The 19,575-nt window shown below is 72.4% G+C and carries 16 protein-coding genes; 6 read left to right on the top strand and 10 right to left on the bottom strand.

Annotated features, from left to right (window positions below):
• Positions 1-116 precede the first annotated feature (116 nt).
• Positions 117-1,298: a PP2C family protein-serine/threonine phosphatase gene (locus ACWCO8_RS23795; protein ID WP_451033981.1), complete on the top strand. Its 1,182-nt coding sequence runs from the start codon at positions 117-119 to the stop codon at positions 1,296-1,298.
• A 51-nt stretch (positions 1,299-1,349) separates the two neighbouring features.
• Here the strand turns inward: ACWCO8_RS23795 and ACWCO8_RS23790 are convergent, their stop codons facing one another.
• The 3 genes from ACWCO8_RS23790 to ACWCO8_RS23780 all read right to left on the bottom strand — a co-directional run bounded on the left by ACWCO8_RS23790 (position 1,350) and on the right by ACWCO8_RS23780 (position 4,762).
• Positions 1,350-2,579 carry a glycoside hydrolase family 64 protein gene (locus tag ACWCO8_RS23790; protein WP_451033924.1) on the bottom strand — a complete coding sequence of 410 codons (1,230 nt, stop codon included), beginning with the start codon at positions 2,577-2,579 and terminating at the stop codon, positions 1,350-1,352.
• A 242-nt stretch (positions 2,580-2,821) separates the two neighbouring features.
• Entirely contained in the window at positions 2,822-3,487 is a 666-nt protein-coding gene (locus tag ACWCO8_RS23785; RefSeq protein ID WP_451033923.1) for a GntR family transcriptional regulator, read from the bottom strand.
• Between the two features lie 99 nt (positions 3,488-3,586).
• On the bottom strand, positions 3,587-4,762 hold the full coding sequence (locus ACWCO8_RS23780) for a CaiB/BaiF CoA transferase family protein (protein WP_451033922.1): 1,176 nt from the start codon (positions 4,760-4,762) through the stop codon (positions 3,587-3,589).
• Between the two features lie 135 nt (positions 4,763-4,897).
• On the opposite strand from ACWCO8_RS23780, the gene ACWCO8_RS23775 reads away from it, so the two are divergent.
• On the top strand, positions 4,898-6,100 hold the full coding sequence (locus ACWCO8_RS23775; protein ID WP_451033921.1) for an acyl-CoA dehydrogenase family protein: 1,203 nt from the start codon (positions 4,898-4,900) through the stop codon (positions 6,098-6,100).
• A gap of 16 nt (positions 6,101-6,116) precedes the next feature.
• On the opposite strand, the gene ACWCO8_RS23770 is transcribed toward ACWCO8_RS23775, so the two are convergent.
• The 3 genes from ACWCO8_RS23770 to ACWCO8_RS23760 form a co-directional block, all read right to left on the bottom strand.
• Positions 6,117-6,656, bottom strand: a complete 540-nt coding sequence (locus tag ACWCO8_RS23770) for an FBP domain-containing protein (protein WP_451033920.1) — start codon at positions 6,654-6,656, stop codon at positions 6,117-6,119.
• Between the two features lie 28 nt (positions 6,657-6,684).
• Positions 6,685-8,178: a MocR-like transcription factor YczR gene (gene yczR, locus ACWCO8_RS23765; RefSeq protein WP_451033919.1), complete on the bottom strand. Its 1,494-nt coding sequence runs from the start codon at positions 8,176-8,178 to the stop codon at positions 6,685-6,687.
• A 273-nt stretch (positions 8,179-8,451) separates the two neighbouring features.
• The gene (locus tag ACWCO8_RS23760; protein ID WP_451033918.1) at positions 8,452-9,873 is read right to left on the bottom strand and encodes a DUF6777 domain-containing protein; all 1,422 of its coding nucleotides are present in this window, start codon (positions 9,871-9,873) and stop codon (positions 8,452-8,454) included.
• A 116-nt stretch (positions 9,874-9,989) separates the two neighbouring features.
• On the opposite strand from ACWCO8_RS23760, the gene ACWCO8_RS23755 reads away from it, so the two are divergent.
• Positions 9,990-11,303: a streptophobe family protein gene (locus tag ACWCO8_RS23755; protein WP_362016741.1), complete on the top strand. Its 1,314-nt coding sequence runs from the start codon at positions 9,990-9,992 to the stop codon at positions 11,301-11,303.
• A 24-nt stretch (positions 11,304-11,327) separates the two neighbouring features.
• On the opposite strand, the gene ACWCO8_RS23750 is transcribed toward ACWCO8_RS23755, so the two are convergent.
• The 3 genes from ACWCO8_RS23750 to ACWCO8_RS23740 all read right to left on the bottom strand — a co-directional run bounded on the left by ACWCO8_RS23750 (position 11,328) and on the right by ACWCO8_RS23740 (position 15,615).
• Complete coding sequence (locus ACWCO8_RS23750) at positions 11,328-12,335, bottom strand: serine/threonine-protein kinase (RefSeq protein WP_362016743.1); 1,008 nt, start codon at positions 12,333-12,335, stop codon at positions 11,328-11,330.
• A complete protein-coding gene (locus tag ACWCO8_RS23745) occupies positions 12,335-12,979 on the bottom strand; it encodes a hypothetical protein (protein ID WP_362016745.1) in 645 nt (214 codons plus the stop codon). The genes ACWCO8_RS23750 and ACWCO8_RS23745 overlap by 1 nt, the downstream gene beginning before the upstream one ends.
• A gap of 86 nt (positions 12,980-13,065) precedes the next feature.
• A complete protein-coding gene (locus ACWCO8_RS23740; RefSeq protein WP_451033917.1) occupies positions 13,066-15,615 on the bottom strand; it encodes an FHA domain-containing protein in 2,550 nt (849 codons plus the stop codon).
• 90 nt (positions 15,616-15,705) lie between these two features.
• Between ACWCO8_RS23740 and ACWCO8_RS23735 the strand changes: the two genes are divergently transcribed.
• Positions 15,706-16,326, top strand: a complete 621-nt coding sequence (locus tag ACWCO8_RS23735; protein WP_362016749.1) for a TetR/AcrR family transcriptional regulator — start codon at positions 15,706-15,708, stop codon at positions 16,324-16,326.
• Positions 16,327-16,334: 8 nt separating this feature from the next.
• On the opposite strand, the gene ACWCO8_RS23730 is transcribed toward ACWCO8_RS23735, so the two are convergent.
• Positions 16,335-17,141 carry a class II aldolase/adducin family protein gene (locus ACWCO8_RS23730; RefSeq protein ID WP_451033916.1) on the bottom strand — a complete coding sequence of 269 codons (807 nt, stop codon included), beginning with the start codon at positions 17,139-17,141 and terminating at the stop codon, positions 16,335-16,337.
• Positions 17,142-17,341: 200 nt separating this feature from the next.
• Between ACWCO8_RS23730 and ACWCO8_RS23725 the strand changes: the two genes are divergently transcribed.
• Both ACWCO8_RS23725 and ACWCO8_RS23720 read left to right on the top strand, forming a co-directional pair.
• A complete protein-coding gene (locus ACWCO8_RS23725) occupies positions 17,342-18,052 on the top strand; it encodes a ThuA domain-containing protein (protein WP_451033915.1) in 711 nt (236 codons plus the stop codon).
• 117 nt (positions 18,053-18,169) lie between these two features.
• The gene (locus ACWCO8_RS23720; RefSeq protein ID WP_451033914.1) at positions 18,170-19,561 is read left to right on the top strand and encodes an NADP-dependent succinic semialdehyde dehydrogenase; all 1,392 of its coding nucleotides are present in this window, start codon (positions 18,170-18,172) and stop codon (positions 19,559-19,561) included.
• The last annotated feature ends 14 nt before the right edge of the window (positions 19,562-19,575 follow it).

The following is a 19,575-nucleotide window of genomic DNA, read 5'->3' as shown; positions in this document are numbered from 1 at the left end:
CGATCACGGGAGGGGCTGCGTAGCCTGAGAGCCACTCCAGGGGCATCTGGGAGGGACGCCGGGCGGCTTTCCCCGCCCGGCCGCGAGCGGCCCCGAGCCGCGGAGGTCGTGTGGCGATGTACGAGGACGTACTGGCCGATCTGCTGGCCCGCTCCCACCTCGTGTCCGGGCGGGAACTCGCGGCCCTCGTGAACGACGCGGGCCGGCGCATCGGCCTCCAGGGGACGGCCATGTACGTGGCGGATCTGCAGCAGATCCGGCTGATCGCACTGCCCCAGCCCACTGCCCCGCAGCACCGGACACTGGAAGTCGACTCGTCCCTTGCGGGCCTGGCCTACCGTACGCAGCAGGTGCAGCGCTCGCGGGACGGCATCACCGCCTGGCTGCCGATGATCGACGGAGTCGAGCGCCTCGGTGTCCTCATGGTGCAGGCGCACACGCTGGACGGCGCTCTGCTCAGGCGCAGCGAGACGCTCGCCGGCGTGGCCGCCCTGCTCGTGGTGTCGATGTCGTCCCACAGCGACCTGCTGGTCGAGGCGGAGCGTTCGCGGGCGATGACGGTGCAGGCCGAACTGCTGTGGGCCTTCCTGCCGCCGCGGACCATCGGCACGGCGGAGGTGACGTCCTCGGCGCTGCTCGAACCCGCGTACGACATCGGAGGCGACACCTTCGACCACACCCTGGACGAGCGCGGTCTGCACCTGGCCGTCATCGACTCCATGGGCCACGATCTCGCCTCGGGCGGAGCCAGCGCCGCGGGGCTCGCCGCCTGCCGCGCGACCCGCCGCTCCGGCGGTTCGCTGACCGACATCGTCACCTCGATCGACGGGATCCTGGACCAGTGGTTCACCGACCGGCTCATGACCGCGGTCGTCGCCCATCTGGACACCTCCGAGGGGCGGCTGACCTGGATCAACTGCGGGCACCCGCCACCTCTGCTGATCCGCCACGGGAGAGTCCTCCCGCAGGCGCTGGCCCGGGAGCCCGATCTGCCGCTCGGGTGGGGGTTCCTCGCCGAATCACCGCCCACCGAGCATTCCCAGCGGCTCCAGCCCGGTGACCGGATCCTCCTGTACAGCGACGGCGTCACCGAGGCGCGCTCGCCCAAGGGGGACCTCTACGGCGAGGAACGGCTGGTCGACACCGTCATCCGTGCCACGGCGGCGGGGCATCCCGCTCCCGAAGCCCTCCGGCGCCTGGTCCAGGGACTCCGGGAGCATCAGCACCACAAGCTGCGCGACGACGCCACGATCCTCCTCAGCGAGTGGCACCCGAGCAGCCGCGGCGGAGAAGCGTGAACCCAGGGTGCTTCACGCCCCGCCCGCAGCGGTGCTCGGCCCCGACAGCTCCTAGTCGAACGGGTCGAGGGTGACGTACGCCTGCTGCGGGTTGCCGTCGTGCACCAGGGACTCGTGGGCGCCGACGTCGTCGAAGGCGAAGCCGTACGCCTTGCCGTCCGCCATCCGTGCGTGGATCTCCCGTGAGTAGTGGTTGGTGACGGCGTCCTGGTAGAAGCCGGCCGCGGACGTGTCCGGCTGGTTGGGGTTGGTGAGGAGGGTGGAGCGGTTGTAACCGGCGCAGAGCGTACGGGAGATGGGGCCCCGCACCTGGTCGTTGGGCGCGTCGAGGCGCTTGTAGCAGCCGAAGACGCTGTCGGAGTCGGGCTTCTGGAACGACGTGACGACCGCGCCCGCGCTGTTGGTGAAGTTCATGACGTTGCCCGAGACGCGGCCGAAGTACTTCACGGACGGCTGGTTGGCGAAGGGCGTCACCGTGAGCGTCGAGTTCGTGTACTTCGTCCAGACACGGTTGATGTAGTCGTCCATCACGTTCGCGGGGAGGGCGCCGGCCTCGATGCCGTGGCCCGGGGCGAGGGCGCGCAGGACGGTGCCGTCGGTGCGGGTCTGGATCAGGTTCGCCCAGCCGCCCGGCCGGGCGCGCAGCCCGTCGAGGAAGCCGCGGTAGCCGCCGGGCTTGAGCCGGCCGGTGGTGGCGACGCTGCCGTCGGGTCGCTTGACGCCGACCGCGTACGGGGCGGAGACCATGTCGACCTGGGTGCTGTTGAGCCAGAGGCCCGCGTCGTTGAGCGTGTACTCGGACCAGTTGAAGAGGATGTTCCGGTTGGGGTCGCTCGGGTTCTGGACGGCGGGCTGGACGAGGCCGCCGGTCGCCAGCCTGAAGTCGAGCTTCTGGCCGTAGCTGAAGTAGATCCGGCCGGAGAACTTCGGCAGCCGGATCGTCATGGACTGCCCCTGCGCGGGGCCCGCGATCGAGGCGTCGGGCGCGGGGACGGGAACGGGGCTTCCGGCCGGCCAGGGGTGGAAGGTGCCGTTCGCGTCCGCCCAGCCCTGGCGGCCGGTGGAGAGCTCGGTGCCGAGGTTGTAGACGTAGATCCGGTCCGAGCGGCCGGAGTTGTTCTTGAACGTGAGCGGAATGGTGGCCGGGACGGCGGCGGTCCCGGCCGGCGCGGCCTGGACCGTGGAGGAGGGGCCGGCCAGGGTCACGACGGTGCCGATCAGGGCGGCGGCGGTGACTGACGCGAGCAGCGTGAGCTGCCCGCGGCGGCGGTGGGAAGGCACGTGGGGGCTCCTCGGGGTGGGGGAACGAGGACTGAGAGCGCTCTGAGAGCGCTCTCAGAATGGTGAGGATGTGATGACCCTGTCAATGCTTCGGACGTTCGGGGATGTCGGGATGTCGGGACATCGGCGTGCTGGCGAGGGCGCGAGGGTCGGGTTGCGCGGCCGGTCCGGGCCGGTGGCGCGGGGCCCGGCCGCGTCGGACGGGGCCCTGCGCCGGGCTCACTCCAGGTCGCGCGCGGGGCTCACTCCGGGTCGAGGGTCTCGCGCAGGGCCGCGACCGCGTGCGCCCGGTGCGCGTCGAGTTCGCGCACCACGGCCTCCTCGTCGCCGTTGCGGACGGCCGAGATGACCGCCCGGTGCTCGCGCACGGCCAGCTCCCGGTTCGGCACCTCGGTGTAGTACAGCGAGCGGTAGGCGTCGGTGGCGTCCCACAGGGTGGTGACGAGGCGGACCAGGCGCGGCATCCCGGACGCCTCGATGAGGGCGAAGTGGAAGCGGCGGTTGGCCGCGCCCATCGCCGTCACGTCCCCGGCCTCGGCGGCCCGTTCCACCTCCCTCTGGATCTTCTCGAGCGAGGCGAGCAGCCCGTCGTTCGCGCGCCGGACGCCGAGCCGGACCGCCTCCGTCTCCAGCAACTGCCGGATCCGGTACACCTCTTCGAGGTCAGCGAGGGACAACTCGGCGACGAAATAGCCCCGGTGGATGTGGTGGACGACGAGACCCTCGCCCTCCAGGATCTTCAGGGCCTCTCGCAGGGGCACACGGCTGACGTCAAGCCGGGCGGCGAGCGCGTCCTGGCGGATCTGTCCGCCGGGCCGCAGTTCGCCTGCGGAGATCGCGCGCCGCAGCTCCTTGAGGACGAACTGCTGGGCGGTCGGCGGCCGCTCCTTCTGCACCGCGCTGCTCATCGCCTGTGACCCTTCCCGTCGTTCCTGGATTCGTCGTTCCTTGATTCCTGCCCGGCCGGCCGCCCGTGCCGGGCGCCGATCCGGTGTCCGGACATCTTCCTACGGGGCGCCGGGCGCCCGTCCCAGCTCGTCGAGCAGGGCGGCGGTGTGCTCGCCGAGACGCGGGGGTGCGGTGCGGTACGAGGGCGGGGTGGCGCCGAGCGTCACCGGGTTGACGACCTGGCCCGGTCCCGCCGCGTCGGCCGGTACGCGGGGCGCGAGGCCAAGACGGTCGGCCAACTCGAAGGCCGCGGCGAGGTCGTTGATGGGGCCACAGGGCACGCCGGCGGCGGTGAGCTCGTCGAACCAGCTGTCTGCGGTCCGCTCGGCGAGCGGCGCCGACAGGGCCGCGATCAGCTCCTCGCGGTGGGCGACGCGGGCCGCGTTGGTGGCGAAGCGGGCGTCGTCGGCGAGTGCGGGCAGCCCGAGGCGCGCGCAGAGGGCGCGGAACTGGCGGTCGTTGCCCACGGCGAGGACCAGCGGCCGGTCCCGCGCCTCGAAGACCTCGTACGGGGCGATGCTCGGATGCCGGTTGCCCATGGCGCGCGGGACGACCCCGGCGCCGAGGTGGGCGGCCGACTGGTTGGTGAGCGCGGAGAGGAGGGAGGTGAGGAGTGAGACCTCGACCCGCTGGCCCTCGCCCGTACGATCCCGGTGCCGCAGCGCGGCCAGGACCCCGAGGCCCGCGTGGAGACCGGTGATGACGTCGACAAGCGCGACGCCCGTCTTCGTCCCCTGACCGCCGGGCTCGCCGGTCACGCTCATCAGCCCGCCCATCGCCTGGACGAGGAGGTCGTAGCCGGGCAGACGGGCGCCCTCGGCCGCGCCGAAGCCGGTCACCGAGCAGTAGACGAGCCCGGGGTTGGACGCGCGGACGTCCTCGTAGCCGAGGCCGAGCTTCTCCATGGTGCCGGGCCGGAAGTTCTCCACGAGGACGTCGGCCCGGTCGACGATCGCCCGGGCGGTGTCGCGGTCCGCCGGGTCGGTGAGGTCGAGGGCGATAGAGCGCTTGTTCCGGTTCACCCCGAGGAAGTACGTGGCCTCGCCGTCGGCGAACGGGGGACCCCACGCGCGCGTGTCGTCACCGGAGCCGGGCCGCTCGATCTTGATCACATCGGCGCCGAGGTCGGCGAGCAGCATGGTCATGTACGGCCCGGCGAGGACGCGCCCGAAATCGGCCACGACGATGCCGGACAGGGCGCCGGGGACGGACGATTCCCGCTGATCCGCGTGCATCTCGCAGCCCTCCGCCGGTGATGGGATCCCCTGTGAACGTAGGGATCGGAGAAGAGATATTCAATACTGGATCCAAAATCCAATCTCCCGCTACGCTCGGCACGCCGCATCGTCGCACCAGCCTGGAGGCCGTCCGTGAAGTCGTCGCAGCCGTCGCCCGCGTCGAAGTCGTCCCCCGTCCACCCCTTCGATCTGCTGGCGATCGACGGCCTGCTGACCGACGAGGAGCGGGAGATCCGCCGGACGGTGCGCACCATGGCGGACAAGGAACTCCGCCCCCACGTGGCCGACTGGTTCGAGGAGGGCGCCATCCCCGCCCGCGAACTCGCCCGGCAGCTCGGCGGCATCGGCGTCCTCGGCATGCACCTGGAGGGCTACGGCTGCGCGGGCACCAACGCCGTCGCGTACGGACTGGCCTGCCTGGAACTGGAGGCCGTCGACTCCGGGCTGCGCAGCCTCGTCTCCGTGCAGGGCTCCCTCGCGATGTACGCGATCTGGAAGTACGGCTCCGAGGAGCAGAAGCAGCAGTGGCTGCCCGGGATGGCCGCCGGCGAGTACATCGGCTGCTTCGGACTCACCGAGCCGGACGCCGGATCGGATCCTGGAGCCATGCGCACCCGCGCCCGACGCGACGGCGACGACTGGGTGCTCGACGGCACCAAGATGTGGATCACCAACGGTTCGGTCGCCGACGTCGCCGTCGTCTGGGCCCGTACCGACGAAGGCGTCCGGGGCTTCCTCGTACCCGCCGGCACCCCCGGCTTCAGCGCGCCCGAGATCAAGCGGAAGCTGTCCCTGCGCGCCAGCGTCACCAGCGAACTGGTCCTGGAGGGCGTCCGCCTGCCGGCCGACGCGATGCTGCCCGAGGCGCGCGGCCTCTCCGGCCCGCTCGGCTGCCTCAACGAGGCGCGCTTCGGCATCGTGTTCGGTGCGCTCGGCGCCGCCCGCGACTGCCTGGAGTCGGCGATCGCGTACGCGGGCGACCGCATCGTCTTCGAACGGTCCCTGGCCTCCTACCAGCTGACGCAGCAGAAGCTCGCCGACATGTCCCTGGAACTCGGCAAGGGCATGCTGCTCGCCCTCCACCTGGGGCGCCTCAAGGACGCGGGCGGCCTCACGCCCGAGCAGGTCAGCGTGGGCAAGCTGAACAACGTACGCGAGGCCATCGCCATCGCCCGTGAGTGCCGCACCATCCTCGGCGCGAACGGCATCACCCTCGAATACCCGGTGCTGCGCCACGCCAACAACCTGGAGTCGGTCCTCACCTACGAAGGCACAAGCGAGGTCCACTCCCTCGTCATCGGCAAGGCGCTCACGGGCGAACAGGCCTTCCGCTGACCGGCACGGCGTCCGCCTAGCCGGCCGTCACCTTCGCGAGGAACGCGTCCAGGTTGGTCGTCATCCGCTCGACGCGGCCCTCGACCGTCAGCGACTCCTCCTGGCGGCCGGCCCGCAGCTTGGGCTGGCGCTTGCCGCGGACGTACAGGGAGCAGGCCAGGTCGGCACAGACGTAGATGCCGACCGTGTTCCCCTCGCGTCCGCGCGCGCCGGCCAGCGGCGCCGCAAGCAGGGTCACGCCCGACGAGGCGTGCGCCGTCAGACAGACCTGGCACAGGCTGGACTTGACCGCGCTCGTGCGGCTCGTGGCCGGCACCCGCAGGGTGATGCCGAGCGGGCCGTCCTCGCGCGGCACGACGAGGTGGGCGCGCAGCGGCGCGCCCGGGTCGACCCAGCCGAGGAAGTCGAGGTCCTCCCAAGGCAGCTCGGCGAAGTCCAGCGGAAGCTTGAGTCTGCTCGCCTCGCCCTTCGTGCAGTTCACGAACGACGAGCGGATCTGTTGGTCGGTAAGAGGTTCCACTCGGTGGACCGTACACACATCGCGCCGCCCGGGCATCCGGATTTCCCCCGGGCCGGCCGCCGCCTCAGGCCACCCAGTCCGGCAGATCCGGGTCCGAGAACCGCGCCGGAGCCCCGGCGAGGGCCGCCGCGAGCCGCTCGGCGGCCGTGTCGTAGACCTCGGGCGGCAGCGCGAAGGGAATCCGCAGCCGGTGCTCGTGCGTGCCCACGTCCACGCCGAACCGGGTGCCGCCCTCCACCCGTACGCCGTGCCGCAGGGCCCGCGCCGCCAGCGCGGAGGCGATGGGGCGGCCCAGGTCGACCCAGAGGCACAGACCGCCGGGCGGGAGCGTCCAACGCCACTCCGGGACATGGCGGGCGAGCGCCGTCGCCAGGGCCTCGCGGCGCACCCGCAGCTCCTCGGTGCGGCGCGGCAGGATCGTGTCGAGCCGGCCGAGCAGCTCGACGGCCAGCAGCTGGTCGAGGACCGAACCCGACAGATCGGCGGTGATGCGGACCCGCGCCAGCTCGGTGATCACCCGTGAGGCCGCCCGGGCCCAGCCCACCCGCAGACCGCCCCAGCAGCTCTTGCTGAGCGAGCCGACGCTGATGATCTGCTCGCTCTCGCCGGTCGCCGGGGCCGCCGCGAACGGTCGCGGGGCGGGCACGTCCAGGGCCATGTCGGTGAGCGTCTCGTCGACCACCAGCCAGGTGCCGGTGGCGCGCGCCGAGCGCGTCACCTCCCGGCGCTGCGCGTCCGGCATCAGCTGCCCGGTCGGATTGTGGAAGTCCGGGATCAGGTAGGCGAGTCGGGGCGCCGTCTGCCGCAGCGCCGCGTCGATCAGCCCGCTGTCCCAGCCAGACTCGGTGACCGGTACGGGCGTCAGGCGCAGCCGCCGGCCGCGCATCGCGTCCAGGGCGTTGGTGTACGAGGGGTTCTCCGCGAGCGCCCGGTCGCCGGGGCCGCCGAGCAGCGCCACGGCCAGGGCAAGGGCCTGCTGGGCTCCCGTGGTGACGAGGATCTGCTCGGGGAGCGTGGGGAGCCCGCGGCGGGTGTAGCGGTCGGCGATCGCGGAGCGCAGCTCCGGGAGGCCGAAGGGGTGGTACCCCTGGGAGCGCGCGTAGCGCGGCAGTTCGGCGGAGGCGGCGGTGAGCGCCCGGGCCAGTTCGTCGGCGGGGGCCTCGGGCGCGGCGAGCGCGAGATCGATGGCGGCGTCGGGGGCGCCGTGGAAGGCGGCCAGGCTGACCGGGGTCTGGCCGTCGGGCAGCGCCGTCCAGGTGCCCGCGCCGCGGCGGCTGTGCGCGTACCCGCTCTCCCGCAGCAGGTCGTACGCGCCGGTCACGGTCGTACGGCTCACGGCGAGCGCCTGGGCGAGCTCCCGCTCGGCGGGCAGCCGCATGCGCAGTGCGACCCGGCCGTCGAGCAGGGTCTCCCGGACGGCCCGCGCCAGTTCCCGGTAGCCGAACCTGCCCTCCGGCGGCCGCGTCAGAAGCGCCGCCAGCTGGCGGCCGGTCAGGGTGCGGTCCGCAGTGTGGACCACTGTACGGACCACACTGCGGACCACTCGACCCTCTACCATGCCAATCACTCCTCATTGGCTCTGCTGTCCAGGCCAATAAGGCTACAGACTCCGTCTCAGTGGCCCGGCGGCCGCGGAGAGGGGAACAGTGATGGGTGCACGCCTCACCGACCGTGACGAGAGGCTGTGGCAGAAGCGGGCGGAGGAACGTCTCGCGGAGCCTCTGCCAATCGGATATTGGATCCGAAAGTTCGGCGCGGCCGTGTCGGTGGCGGGCCGACGCCGCAGGGGCGGCGACGGAGCCGAGTCCGCCGCCGCGTCCTGCGCACGCCTTCAGGAGACCGGTTGAGCGTTCGCGAGGACGTGCCCGGCGGCGTTCGGCCCGGGCTGCGGGGCCGGCCCGGAAGTCGACTCCGAGATCTCCGCCGACTGTGGGCTCACCGACGCCGACTGCTCCGTGGTGCCGGTGGTGTCGTCCGAGGGTGTTCCGTTCGTCGCCGTCGTGTCGTCGGTCGCCGGTTCCGACTGCGGATTCGGCGAATCCGGTGAGGCGGGCGACTCGGGCGACGCGGGCGACTCGGGAGCCGGCGAGGACGACGACGGCGCCGACGGGCAGGCCGGAGGGGTGACGCCACCACTGGGCGTGGGCGGCTCCCCACCCGTCACCGTCACACAGGGCACCGGCGAGGACGGGGACGTCGACGGCGAACTGGGGGAGTCGGTGACCGAGCCCGAGACGGAGGGCGACGGGGGCGCCGTCGGCGGCTTCGTCGGCTTGTCCTGCTTCCCCGTGTCGCCCGGCTCGCGGGCGAACCAGCCGTCGTCCTCGGGGTCGTACACGACGAAGACGTTCACCACGGTCACCGAGGGCGTCACGACGACCACCTGGGAGGGTTGATAGCCCGCCCACTTGGTCCCCGTCGTCTTCGGATCCTTCTGGGCGACCGGAGGCTTCAGGGGGTTTCCGCAGGCACAGCGCACCCGGGGCACGCCCCGGTCGTCGACGAGCACGGCCGTACCGGCCTGGAGCACCGCCTGGTACGAGGTCGGGGCACCGTCCCGGAAGCCATGATTGGTCACCCGGGTGTCGACCCGGAGCTGAAGCGGGGTCAGGGAGCGCAGATACCCCGGCACTTCGCCGGTGGAGATCCCCAGGACCTGGGCGAAGCCCGCGTTCTTGGCCGGCTCGGCGGACAGGTAGCGGACCTGCTGCTCCACGTCGCAGCTCGCCGTGTTCTGCGTACCGCCGTACAGGCCCGCCGCCGAACCGGACACGCTGCGCGTGGCGGTGACGTCCCCGGTGGCGGTCGGGCTGGGCAGCGGGGTGGGCGACTGCGCGGCATTGGAGGCACGGGCCGTCGACTTGGTGAACGGGTCGGGGCCGGTCGCCGAGGCGTTCTGCAGGAACACCTCGCCGCCGCCGGAGCCCCCGGCGTCACCGCCGTTGCCGTCCGGACGGGTGAGGACGACCACCAGGGCCACGGCCGCGACCAGCACCGCCGTGACCGAGGCGACCTTGGGGACGGAGCGCCACCAGGGGCCGCCGCCACCGCCTTCGCCCTGGCCGCCCCCCGTACCGCCGCCGCCCCCGGATCCGCCGGAACCGCCCGAGCCACCCCCCGTGCCGTCGTGCGGGGGTCCGGGGGGTGGTGGGGGACCGGCCTGCCCCGGGCTGGTGCTCGGGCCCGAGAGGGGACCCGAAGGCGGACCTGAGGGAGGAACCGAGGGGCGGCCGGACGGCGGGTGGGAAGTCACATTTTTTCCCTTTCTTCCGTTCCGCGCCCATTGTGTGCGCGGAACGGGCCCTGCCCGCAAGCGGACGTTGTCCACAGGCCCTGCGAGCAGGAACCTCCGGTACTAGCGTGGTGAGCGTGAGCAGTCGGCTCCCCACCACGTCCCGCCCGGCGCACGACACCGGCCACTTCGCCCGCCACTGGGGCGAGGCCCTGGTAGCCGTCCTCGCCGGGTTCCTCGCGATGGCCGTCGTCGCCGCACTCGGCCTCTGGGCCGCGGGCGCCGCCGACCTGCCCGGCGGCTTCGTCAACGTCGTCGCCGCGGTCGTCGTCATGGCCGTCGGCGGCCAGATCAGCCTCTCCGGCGACGCGAGCGCACTCGCCGGTACGAACGCCGAACTGACCGCCATGCCCCTCACCGTCACCCTGGTGGGCGCACTGGTCACCGGATTCTGCTTCCTCCTGCCGCTCCGCCACCACGCCGTCGCCCGGACGGGTGACCTCCTCGCCCGTGTCGCGCGCACCGTCGTGCTCTGGCTGGCCGCGCTCGCCGGGCTCTCCGCCCTCGCCCGCCGCGACTTCCCCGTCACGCTCCCCGGCGGACAGAGCGAGGACCCGATGTCCGACCTGTTCGGCGAACTCCTCGACGCGGTGAACCCCACCGTCGGCTTCCGCACCGAGATCGGCCCCACGCTGCTCTACGGGCTCCTGTGGATCCTCGGCGTGCTCCTGATCGCCCTCCTGGTCTCGCGCGCGACACCGCTCCCGCCGCGCCTGGTCCGCTACCACGAAGCCGTCCGGCCGGTCGCCTCCGCGATGCTGCTCCTGGTCCTCGCGTACGTCGTCATCGGCCTGGTCATCGGCATCGTCGTGGCCGCCATGCGGGGCCACGCGGCCGAGACGTTCGCGGTCATCCTGCTGGGGCTGCCCAATGTCAGCTGGCTCGCCCTCGGGGTCGGGATCGGCGGTTCCTGGCAGGGCACGGTCGAAGGGCCGTTCGGGCTGCCGATGCCGCCCATCCTCGACGCGGTGCTCCGCACCGACACCGAGGGCCTCTCCACGGTGGACCTGTCCTCCCTCGCCTCGTACGACTCCAGGGCCTGGTGGATGCTCCCGGTGGCGGCCGTCCTCGTGCTCGCCGTGGCCTTCGTGGCAGCCCTCCGCTCGCCCGCCCGGACGCGGCTCTGGCAGCACGCCCTCCACCTGGGCCTCGCGTTCGCCCTGACCATGCTGGTCATCGCCCCCGTCACCCTCGTCGAGGCGCGCTTCGGGCTCTCCATCCTCGGCATCGGCGAACTCGAATCCCTCGGCGGCCAGGTCATCCTGCGCCCCGACGTCTGGAAGATCGTCGGCTTCGCCCTGCTCTGGGGGCTCGTCGCCGGATTCCTCGGCGGCCTCCTCGCCTCCAGCGTGCGCCGCCGCGACGAGACGGACACCCGCGGGAAGGTCTAGTACCGGGTGCCACGTGCCAGGCGCCTAGTACCAAGCGGCGGGCGGCTCCCGGAAGACCGGGCGGGCCCAGGCGGGCGGTTGGGGCGGCGGGGGCGGTGGTTTCGGCCCTTCGCCGTCGTCGCGGCCCGGGCCAGGACCGGGGCCGCCCCGCTCCAGGGCCGCCCGCAGCGCCGCGACGAACTCCAGACACGTTCCGTACCGCTCCTCCGGCACCTTCGCCAGCGCCTTCGAGAGCACCTGGTCCGCCGCCTCGGTCAGTTCGGGCCGTTCGGACGACGCCGGGGGCGGGGGGTCGTACTGGTGGGCCCAGAGCAGTGCCATGTCGTCGTCGCGGCGGAACGGCGGCGCGCCCGTGAGCGTCTCGTAGACCACGCACGCCAGGCTGTACACGTCGCAGCGGCCGTCCACCGGCTTCCCCGAGATCTGCTCGGGCGCCACATAGTCGAGCGTGCCCACGAACTGCCCGACCGTCGTCAGACCGGTCAGCGACAGGGACTTCTTCGTGAGCCCGAAGTCCGTGAGGTACACATGCTCGGGATGGTCGCGGTCGGTGCCCTCGGCGACCAGGATGTTGCCCGGCTTCACGTCCCGGTGCACCAGGTCGTGCGCGTGCGCCGCGTCCAGCGCCGACGCCACCTGCACGGCGATCCGACCCGCCTTCACCGTCGGGAGTGGGCCCTCGCGGTCGAGGAGCGCCCGCAGGTCCTGGCCGGCGACGAAGCGCATCGCGATGTACAGGACGCCCTCCGTCTCACCCGCCTCGAAGACCGGCACGATGTGCGGATGGTCGATCGCGGCCGCCACCCGCGACTCGTGTGCGAACCGCTTGCGGAACGTGTCGTTGCGGGCCAGTTCGGGCGCGAGCAGCTTCAACGCCACCGTCCGGTCGAGGCGCAGGTCACGCGCCCGATACACGACCGCCATCCCGCCGCGGCCGATCTCCGCCTCGACGCGGTAGTCCGCGATCTGCTTGCCGACCAGCCCCGACTCCCGGCCTGCGGGCAGGTCCGTGTCCCGGGCCGGGCCGCCCATCAGCCCTCACCCGGCAGCTGCGCCTGGTCCACGACCTGGGTGGGGGGCGGGCCGGCGGGCGCCTGCCGCTGATCGTCCTCCTCCAGGCGGGGCACCACCCGCGTCGGCTCGTGCACGACGGCGGCGACCGATGGCCCGGACGAGGCCGCGTAGGTACTCAGGGCCGTACCGTCGCAGTACACCCAGCGCTCGTGCTCCGCGTCGTACAGCCAGAGGGCCTCGCCGTCGACCACCATCCCCACCCGCAGCCCGTGCGTCCGCCGCTGGAACGTGTCCCGGTCGACCCGCGAGGCCGCCAGCTCCTCCGCGGCCCGCCGGTACCTGCCGAGCGACTCCTCCGCCCGGGCGATCAGGGGGCGGGGGTCGGCGGTCCTGGCGAGCGGCTGACGGGCCTCCGGCGGATCCACCGGTACGGAGACGAGCAGCCGGGCGTCCACCCAAGCGGACCAGCCGTTGGAGCACAGGACCTCGCCCCAGTCGCCGACCCGCTGCGTCAGCTGCACGGGCAGGAACGCGTCGAGGGGCACGGTCGGGAGGGCCGGGTCGGGACCCTCCCAGGCGGGCAGACCGTCGCGCGGCACGATGTGAGTCGGCCGGAAGTCCGGTACGCCGTCGGGTACCGGGGGAGTGACCGGGATGCCCATGGGCCGCCTGCCTTCACTGTTCCGGACTTGGGATCGGGGATTTCGGATATCGGATATCGGATCATGGATATTGGATCCGAAATCGGCTACTTCCGCATGACCACCGGCTCGTGCCGCCGCAACAGCCTCGCCACCAGGAAGCCGAGCACGACACACAGCACCACCAGCATCCCCATGTCGAACAGCCACGCGCCCACGGTGTGGTCCATCAGGGGATCGGCCGTCTTGTCGCTCGGCGCGGTCGTCCCGATGTCGATCGTCGCTCCCATCGCCGCGAACGCCCACCGCGACGGCACCAGCCACGCCAACTGCTCCAGGACAGGCGTCCCGGTGACGGTGAGCAGAGCTCCGCAGAACACCACCTGCACGATGGCCAGGAGGACGAGCAGCGGCATCGTCACCTCCTCCTTGCGCACAAGGGCGGAGACGAACAGACCGAGCATCATCGCCGTGAAGGACAGCAGCGCGACCGCGAGCGTCAGCTCGATGAGCGGCGGCATCAGCACGCCCTTGCCGCCCGGTACGTTCAGCGGGACCCCGATCAGCGCGACGAGCGTGAGGACCACCGCCTGGACGACGGTGATAAGCCCGAGCACCACCACCTTCGACATGAGGTACGCGGAGCGGGAGAGGCCGACGGCTCTCTCGCGGCGGTAGATCGTGCGTTCCTTCACGAGCTCCCGCACGGCGTTGGCCGCACCCGTCAGTACGCCGCCGACACACAGGATCAGCAGCACGTTCAGCGTCGACTCGGCGTTGAGGCTGCCCTCCGAGAGTGCCCGGGCCATCGCCCCCATGATGAACGGCAGGGCGATCATGATGGCCAGGAACGTGCGGTCGGCGGAGAGCGCCGCCGCGTACCGGCGTACGAGCGTACGGAGCTGGGAACCCCAGCTCTGCGCCTTGCGCGGCGGCGGGGGCTCGGGAACGGCCCCGCCGGCGGGCAGCCCGGCCCGTTGCATCGCGTCGGAGATGTACTGCCGGTGGAAGCGCGACGAGCGGTACTGCCCCGCCCAGTCCCGCCCGCGCTCGGTCTCGAAGGCCTCGAACGCCTCGGGCCACTGGTCGAAACCGAAGAAGCCCAGGGTGTCGTCCGGCGGCCCGAAGTAGGCGACACGCCCACCGGGCGCGAGGACGAGCAGCCGGTCGCAGACGTCCAGGCTCAGGACGCTGTGCGTGACGACGATGACCGTACGGCCGTCGTCGGCGAGCCCGCGCAGCATGTGCATCACGGACCGGTCCATGCCCGGGTCGAGACCGGACGTCGGCTCGTCGAGGAAGAGCAACGACGGCTTGGTGAGCAGCTCGAGGGCCACGCTCACCCGCTTGCGCTGGCCGCCGGAGAGACTGTGGATGGGCTGCTGTGCCCGCTCGACGAGGCCGAGTTCGCCGATCACCTCGTCCACCCGCGCCTTGCGTTCGGCGGCGGCCGTGTCCTCGGGGAAGCGCAACTCGGCGGCGTAGGCGAGGGCACGGCGCACGGTGAGCTGCAGATGGAGGATGTCGTCCTGCGGGACGAGGCCGATGCGCTGGCGCAGCTCCGCGTAGTCGCGGTAGAGGTCCCGGCCGTCGTAGAGGACCGTGCCGTGGTCGGCGGGACGCTGACCCGTGAGCGCGCCGAGCAGCGTCGACTTGCCCGCGCCGGACGGCCCGACCACCGCGAGCAGGCACTTCTGCCCGACCGGGAAGGACACCTCCTCCAGGAGCGTCTTCCGGCCGTGATCGACCGTGACGGCGAGGTCCTGCACGTCGAGGGAGACCTCACCGGTGTCGGTGAACTCGACGAGCTGTCCCCCGATGAGGCAGAAGGCGGAGTGCCCGATGCCGACGATGTCGTCCGGGGTGACGCGGGCCTCGACGACGGGGGCGCCGTTGAGGAAGGTGCCGTTGTGGCTGCCGAGGTCCTGAATCCAGTACGTGCCGTCCGGGTGGGCGCGCAGTTCGGCGTGGCGCCGTGAGACGACGAGATCGTCGACGACCAGGTCGTTCTCGGGCGCCCGGCCGATGCGGACGGTGCGCGTCGGCAGCGGCCGCACGGACGTGGGCCGGCGGAAGGTGCCGGTCAGGGCCGGATGCGAGACCGAGGACGGCCGCGGCGGGGTGCGCGGCGGCGCGGGAGCCGGCGGCTCGGGAACCGGTACGGGAGGCGGCACCGGCGACGGTTCGGGACCCGGCACGGGCGGCGGCGGGGGTACGGGGGCTCCGGGGCCCGGCTCCCGTACGAAGGGAGGTTCGGGGGTTTGGGGGGCTTCCGGGACTCCGGGCGACGGCGCTTCCGGCGCCGGGGCCTCGGGCGCCGGGACAGCCGGGGCCGTCGCCGTGCCCGACAGCACCGCGAGGGGGCCGTCTCCGGGGTGCCCGAATCGGATGACCGTCCCCGGGCCGACCTCGCGCACGGCGACGCGGTGGCTGTCCGCGTACGTTCCGTTGGTGCTGCCCTCGTCCTCGAGGGTCCAGTGGTCACCGACGGCCCGCAGGACCGCGTGGTGCCAGGAGGTGCGGTCGTCGTCGAGGACGATGTCGCTGGTGGGGTCGCGCCCGATGCGGTAGACCCGGCTCGGACTCATCACGGTTGCGTCCCCGTGGATCTCGAGGACGAGCTCGGGTGCGGCGGGCGCGACGGGCCGCTGTCCCATGCGTGAATTTTATCTTCCGGGGCCGATCCGTGCCTGCGAGAGCCGCCGGTATCGTGGGCGCCTCCAGCACCGCCGAAGGAGGGCCCACCCGTGCCGAAAGGTGTCACCAAGCGTCGGCCCCGCACCAGAGCAGCCCTGCTCAAGGCCGCTCTGGAGACCTTCGCCGAGCACGGCTTCCACGCCACCTCCATCGAGCAGATCTGTGAGCGCGCCGGCTACACCCGGGGCGCGTACTACTCGAACTTCGCCAGCAAGGAAGAGCTCTTCCTCGCCCTCTTCGACGAGCACAGCGAGCGGACCGTACGGCGGCTCGCGGAGGCCGTCGACACCCTCGCCGCCGAGGACTACACGCTGGAGCGGCTCGCCGAACTCGCCGCCCGGATCGAACCGGACGAGCGCGACTGGTACCTCGTCACCACCGAGTTCACCCTGCACGCCATCCGGGACCGGCAGGCGGCCTGGGTGCTCGCCCGGCACGACGCCCGGCTGCGGGCCGAGATCGCCCGAGGCCTGACGGCCGTACTGCGCAGGGCGGGACGCGAACTGACCGTGGACGCGGACAGGTTCGCCCGGATGCTGATCGCCCTGCGCGAGGGCGGACTCGCGCAGAGCTATGTCGAGCCGGAGGAGTTGCCGCCGGGCAGCCTGGAACGGGACTTCCTCGCCCCGCTGTTGGCGGCCTCGACCCGGGAGATCGATACCGGCCGCTAGCGGAGCGGTCAGTCGAAGAGGTCGGGGTCGGAGGCGGTGATCTGGTCCCACAGCGGCCGGGCCTGGAACCAGCCGGCCAGGTGCGTGCCGACCTGGCCCCGGGTGACGAGCGCCGTCTCGCGGTCGATCAGCTGCGGCGTACCGGCGGCCATGGCCAACAGCTGGGCCTGGCAGGAGCGTTCCATGGTGACGAACCACCAGACGGCCTCGGCGACCGACTGCCCGACGGTGAGCAGCCCGTGGTTCTTGAGGATGACCGCCTTGTGTCCCGCGAGGGCCTTCGCGACGCGCTTGCCCTCGTCCAGCTCGTTGACGACGCCCCGGTAGTCGTCGTAGATCCCGTGGTCCTCGAAGAAGGCGCAGGCGTCCTGGGTGATCGGCGCGAGCGGGATGCCGAGGCTGGAGAACGCCTTGCCGTGCAGCGAGTGCGAGTGCGCGGCGGCGACCGCGTCGGGCCGGGCCGCGTGCACCTGCGAGTGGATGACGAACGCGGCACGGTTCACGGGCCGGTTGCCGGAGAGCACGGTGCCCTCGTGGTCGACGACGATCAGATCGGAGGCCTTGATCTGGCTGAAGCTCATCCCGAACGGGTTGACCCAGAAGGCGTCCGGGTTCTCCGGGTCGCGGACGGTGATGTGCCCGGCGACCCCCTCGGAGAACCCGAACCGCCCGAAGAGCCGGAATCCCGCCGCGAGTTGTTCCTTGCGGTAGCGGCGCTCCTCCTCGACGGAGTCGAAGGTGGGCGGCAACGGGAGGGTGACCCCCTCGGGCAGCGGGCCCACGGCGGCGGCCAGGGCGGGCGGGAGAGTGCTCACGGGGGCTCCTCACGACGGGCGGGACGCGATCCGGCTTGCGGGGCGCGATGCCCGCCAGAAGATACAGAGATGTATCCGATTCGCCAATGGTTCGGTCGTGGTCGTGGTCGTGGTCGTGGTTGCGGTGCGGGGGCGCGGGTGACTACGGTCGGCCGAGCGCCGAATGGAGAAAGCGCTTACCGCCTGGGGGAGCTGACCTCGTGCCGAGCACCGACGTTCCGATCAACGTCCTGATCTACACCCGTACCGCCGGCTACCGCCACGACTCGATCCCGGCGGGCGCGAAGGCGCTGGTGGCGCTGGCGGAGGCGGCGGGGTACGAGGCCGAGGCGACCGAGGACCCGGGCGCCTTCACGGCGGAGCGGCTCGGGCGGTGCGCGGCGGTGGTCTTCCTCTCCACGACCGGCACGGTCCTGACCGAGTCGGCCCGTACGGCCTTCGAGGCGTACGTCCTCGGCGGCGGAGGCTTCCTCGCGATCCACGCGGCGGCCAACGCGGAGCCCGACTGGCCCTTCTACGGCGAGCTGCTCGGCACCCGCTTCGACGGCCACCCGGAGATCCAGCCGGGCGTGGTGTGCGTGGACGCGCCGGACCACCCGGCGACGGCCGCGCTGCCGGGCCGCTGGTCCTGGACGGACGAGTGGTACAACTTCACGTCGAACCCGCGGAGCGCCGGCGTACGGGTCCTGGCCCGCGCGGACGAGTCGACGTACCGGGGCGGAACGCTGGGCGCGGACCACCCCCTGGTCTGGTGCCGTGAGGTGGGCGAGGGCCGGGTTTTCTTCACGGCGCTCGGCCACGCGTCGGAGGCGTACGAGGACGAGACGTTCGGGGGCCATCTGGCGGGGGCGCTGCACTGGGTGTCGCCGCCCGCGGGGGCTCCGCGCGCGACTCCGGGCCGGGACCTCTAGGGGGCGTCCGGGGGCCCAGGGAGGCCGGGGCCCTCACCCCCGCGCCCCCTCCCCGATTGCGGTCCGGTCCTGGGCGCGGGAGGGTGCCTGTGGGGCGGACGGTCAGGAGGAGCTGAGATGGCGATCGCCACCGTAAACCCCGCCACGGGGGAGACGCTGCGTACGTATGACGCGCACGGTCACGACGAGGTGGAGCGGCGGGTCGCCGCCTCTCACGAGACGTTCCGCCAGTACCGCGCGACCTCGTTCGCCGAGCGCGCCCGTCTCATGCGCCGGGCCGCCGACCTCCTCGACGAGGACGCCGAGGACGTCGCCCGCACGATGACCACCGAGATGGGCAAGCCGATCAAGGCCGCCCGTGCCGAGGCCGCCAAGTGCGCCAAGTCGATGCGCTGGTACGCCGACCACGCCGAGGCGCTGCTCGCCGACGAGCACCCGGCCCCGGCCGACGTGCGGGACTCCGGCGCGGACGCTGCACGCGTCCACTACCGGCCCCTCGGCCCGATCCTCGCCGTCATGCCGTGGAACTTCCCGCTCTGGCAGGTCATCCGGTTCGCCGCGCCCGCGCTCATGGCCGGGAACACCGGACTGCTCAAGCACGCCTCCAACGTCCCGCGGACCGCCCTCTACCTGGGTGATCTCTTCCGCCGGGCCGGATTCCCCGAGGGCTGCTTCCAGACCCTCCTCATCGGCTCCGGCGCCGTCGAGGCGGTCCTGCGCGACCGGCGGGTCGTCGCCGCCACCCTCACCGGCAGCGAGCCGGCCGGCCGCTCGGTCGCCGCCATCGCGGGCGACGAGGTCAAGAAGACAGTCCTGGAGCTCGGCGGCAGCGACCCGTACATCGTGATGCCGTCCGCCGACGTCACCCGTGCCGTGAAGACCGCCGTCACCGCGCGCGTGCAGAACAACGGCCAGTCCTGCATCGCGGCCAAGCGGTTCATCGTCCACGGCGACGTCTACGACCACTTCGCCGAACGCTTCACGGCCGCCATGTCCGCGCTCACGGTCGGCGACCCCCTCGACGAGGCCACCGACGTCGGCCCGCTCGCCACCGAGCAGGGCCGGGCCGACCTGGAGGAACTCGTCGACGACGCCGTACGCAAGGGTGCCACGGTCCTCTGCGGCGGATCCCGCCCCTCGGACCGGTCGCGCGGCTGGTTCTACCTTCCGACCGTGCTGGCCGACATCACTCCCGAGATGCGCATCCACCAGGAGGAGACGTTCGGCCCGGTCGCCACCCTCTATCAGGTCAGCGACATCGAGGAGGCCGTGGCCGTCGCCAACGACTCACCGTTCGGGCTGAGTTCGAACGTGTGGACGCGCGACGACGCGGACATCGCCTTCTTCGTACGGGACTTGGAGGCGGGCGGCGTCTTCGTCAACGGGATGACGGCCTCGCACCCCGCGCTCCCGTTCGGTGGCGTGAAACGCTCCGGCTACGGTCGTGAGCTCTCCGGCCACGGCATCCGCGAGTTCTGCAACGCGACGACCGTCTGGCAGCGGAGCTGACCACCCTTCCCGCT

It is taken from the genome of Streptomyces sp. NPDC001927 (genome assembly GCF_053594455.1).
This window is presented reverse-complemented; position numbering and strand designations above follow the sequence as displayed.

Bases quoted from the DNA above. Each gene is read 5' to 3' on its own strand.
- ACWCO8_RS23795 (WP_451033981.1), top strand. From the start codon at position 117: ATGTACGAGGACGTACTGGCCGATCTGCTGGCCCGCTCCCACCTCGTG.
- ACWCO8_RS23785 (WP_451033923.1), bottom strand. From the start codon at position 3,487: ATGAGCAGCGCGGTGCAGAAGGAGCGGCCGCCGACCGCCCAGCAGTTC.
- ACWCO8_RS23780 (WP_451033922.1), bottom strand. From the start codon at position 4,762: ATGCACGCGGATCAGCGGGAATCGTCCGTCCCCGGCGCCCTGTCCGGC.
- ACWCO8_RS23770 (WP_451033920.1), bottom strand. From the start codon at position 6,656: ATGCCCGGGCGGCGCGATGTGTGTACGGTCCACCGAGTGGAACCTCTT.
- yczR (WP_451033919.1), bottom strand. From the start codon at position 8,178: ATGGTAGAGGGTCGAGTGGTCCGCAGTGTGGTCCGTACAGTGGTCCAC.
- ACWCO8_RS23750 (WP_362016743.1), bottom strand. From the start codon at position 12,335: ATGGGCGGCCCGGCCCGGGACACGGACCTGCCCGCAGGCCGGGAGTCG.
- ACWCO8_RS23745 (WP_362016745.1), bottom strand. From the start codon at position 12,979: ATGGGCATCCCGGTCACTCCCCCGGTACCCGACGGCGTACCGGACTTC.
- ACWCO8_RS23740 (WP_451033917.1), bottom strand. From the start codon at position 15,615: ATGGGACAGCGGCCCGTCGCGCCCGCCGCACCCGAGCTCGTCCTCGAG.
- ACWCO8_RS23720 (WP_451033914.1), top strand. From the start codon at position 18,170: ATGGCGATCGCCACCGTAAACCCCGCCACGGGGGAGACGCTGCGTACG.